The following is a 2,812-nucleotide window of genomic DNA, read 5'->3' as shown; positions in this document are numbered from 1 at the left end:
GTTAAACTCGAATTGCCCAACACTAACGGCAATAAAAAGAGAAGAGACCAGAGGGGCATTAGCCTGTATCTGTTTTTTTGTTTTGTTTTTATATAGAGATTTTTCATTTTAGACACCAATTCCATTATTGATTTTGAGTGGCCTGTTCACCTTTCCAGTGATAAAGCCTTGAGGTTTTTTCAAGTAGGTCCATGCTGATATTGACCTCAGCAAACTTTACTTTGGCCTCTTCTTCTGTCAGTCCCATAATCTTTTCATCGGTGTATTTGTTGATGATGAAGTATCCATATGGTTGTGGATTCTTTATACCATATTCTTCGTGCATGGGATGGCCTCCTTTTTCTCTTAACCCGACTATATATTGGTCATTAGCTCCAATGTATCGAACAGTATTCCAGATAACAAGAGTTGATGAATCAAACTCTTTGTCGACTTTTCCCCAAATGCACCATCCTTCTGAACCACCTAACGTTACGATATGGTAATTATTTCCAAGATCGCGTTCACTGCTCCCCTGACCAATTTTGGCAAAAAGCAAGTAAAAAGGCGTCACGAAAATCAAGAGACCCAGTAACATAGCGATTATCGGCACGACAAATGAAGTTCTTTTTTTTCTCGGTTTAGATGTATCTTCATGATGTTGGTCAGTCTTTTTCTTGTTTTGATTCGCGGTCTTTTCTCTTTCAATCACTTCTTGAATGGAATGTGTTTTTCGCATTTCAGGCACCGCCTCGTTCAGTATCTTTGATCTTGTTATAAATGACTTCAAACTCTTTCGTATCAAAGAACAGAGGCACATCGACACGTATCCCCTTGTTAAAAAACTTCGCCTTACAAACGTCATTATCCATCGGCCACTTTAGCAGGAGTTCACCCTCCTGATTGTATACGACGCGATAATTGATGCCATCTTCTTCGATCTCTACATAGCCTTTCTGCCCGTTTTGATAAAGTGACCTGTCATGTTCAGACACTTTATTGTTTGCATCAAACTCCATCCCTCTTATACTGCCACTTTCCCAGAACACGATCATGCCAATAGACTTATCATTCTCATATACTTCAAGCAAGGAAGGGACCAAGTCACTATTAAAGGAAAGATTTATCCCCTCACGTTTTCCTTGAACAGCAAATGAAAGTCCAAATAACTTTCCATCCTGGTAACTTAGAGAAACCCCCTCTCTTTTGTTGTTTTGGTAGTGTGAAACGTATGAGAATGTTTCGTTTCTATCTTTGGCCTTATTATATGATTCTTCGTGTGTGACGAAAATTCCATCTTCCATGCCATTTTTATAGCTCATAATGTCGTTTCCAAATATAACGTCCGGCTTCCAGGTATGATCTTTACTGAGTTGGTTGTATTGCTCTGTTAAAGGGTAATTCTCATCACATGCTAACTTTTCATGATTCTGAAATAGGAAAAAATATCCCAAGATGATTACAGTGAGCACAATGATTGTGAATAGTCTCTTCATTTTACACATCAACTTTTAGTATATGTTTTATCGGTAAATAAATCGTTTGAAAATTCCGCTCTATATGGACAAGGTTGTAGTTCATAATATCCGTCATATGGTTCCTACATAAATAATTCCGACAAAGACCAAAACCGTTATTAAAAGACACCCCACCCAACGCATCAGTCCTTTAGTGCTAACAAGGTTGTCCAGCACGGCCTCTTTCGGATTGTACGGATCAACATAGGCATGCTGTTCAGACTGATCCAGTATGCGTTTTAAATAGTCGATGCTCTTCGCCCTTAACGCTTCGTCCGTTTCAAACATCCCTTCACTTTTGAACAGATATTGGGAAGTGTCGATGCCGACCCTCTCGGAACGGTACAGAACCTCTTGATATCGGTAGTCGTAGGCAATAGACACTTCATAGTCAAGCGAAGGAATATTGTTGTCCTGATCATAGCGTTGGTGCTGAATAATCTTATATGCTTCGATTTGACACGGCACTTTCTGCCAGTTTTTGACCCGCTTTATTCGAATGATCCGGTACGAAAAATAGAGCATCAGAAAAAACACAACAGCTGCAGTAAATTCAATGTTGTACTCAGACAGCAAGATGGGGAATGAGAGCATGAGCCCCAGTACCAACAACATTATCTGAGTCGAATATTTTGACTGTCCGTCTTTTTCTTCAAATTCAATATTCATAGCCATGCTTTCGTTTTGTTTTAAATACATATCTTTTCTAAAATACCATCATCAATCCAGCAATAAACACCGTCAAACCCAGTACCAAGTTGAAGTAGAAATAAGTTCTGGCATTTGAGAACATCTCGATGAACAAAACACTTTTGTAATTATCAGGATCGACAAATACGGTAATATGATTTTTCCTCTTCATCTTTTTCACACGCATTTCCAATTCTTTCTTATTGGTCGTCCACAAATCTTTTTCATATATAGAATAATCTGTCGAATAGTACGTTTGACCATCAATTTCATAACGATACTTAATGCAAAGGTTATAGATTGGGGCCAACATCCATAGATCAGTGGCTTGATATTCAATCTTACATTCAATTATCGATCCTTCTACTCGCCTCCATTTGCGAAGTCTAAAGTATTGGTATTTCAAAAATATGGCTTTATATAACAGATACATTCCAAAGTATAGGAAAGCAAGCTTTACAGAGAAAAAAGCGATACCTATAAATGCACTGAATGCTAACCAAAAACTCCTATTGAATTCAATCATGTCAGACTCGCACCGAATATCACAGAAAAAATAATCACAGGGAAAAGGTAACAAACCATCAGCAAAACATATGACGGTTCCTCATATTGGGATATACCTC

At 38.2% G+C, this 2,812-nt stretch carries 4 protein-coding genes; all 4 read right to left on the bottom strand.

Features of this window, described 5'->3' with window-relative positions; all coding sequences use genetic code 11:
* Positions 1-124: 124 nt before the first annotated feature.
* Positions 125-718 carry a hypothetical protein gene (locus ABYK33_RS15215; protein WP_373034166.1) on the bottom strand — a complete coding sequence of 198 codons (594 nt, stop codon included), beginning with the start codon at positions 716-718 and terminating at the stop codon, positions 125-127.
* Between the two features lies 1 nt (position 719).
* Entirely contained in the window at positions 720-1,475 is a 756-nt protein-coding gene (locus tag ABYK33_RS15210) for a hypothetical protein (RefSeq protein WP_373034165.1), read from the bottom strand.
* A 93-nt stretch (positions 1,476-1,568) separates the two neighbouring features.
* Positions 1,569-2,165 carry a DUF3592 domain-containing protein gene (locus tag ABYK33_RS15205; protein ID WP_373034164.1) on the bottom strand — a complete coding sequence of 199 codons (597 nt, stop codon included), beginning with the start codon at positions 2,163-2,165 and terminating at the stop codon, positions 1,569-1,571.
* Between the two features lie 37 nt (positions 2,166-2,202).
* Entirely contained in the window at positions 2,203-2,712 is a 510-nt protein-coding gene (locus ABYK33_RS15200) for a DUF3592 domain-containing protein (protein ID WP_373034163.1), read from the bottom strand.
* Between the last annotated feature and the right edge of the window lie 100 nt (positions 2,713-2,812).

It is taken from the genome of Sulfurovum sp., from assembly GCF_041562805.1.
In the GTDB taxonomy this organism is placed as follows: domain Bacteria; phylum Campylobacterota; class Campylobacteria; order Campylobacterales; family Sulfurovaceae; genus Sulfurovum.
Note: the sequence above shows the minus strand (reverse complement) of the source record. Positions and strands in the feature narration are given on the sequence as shown.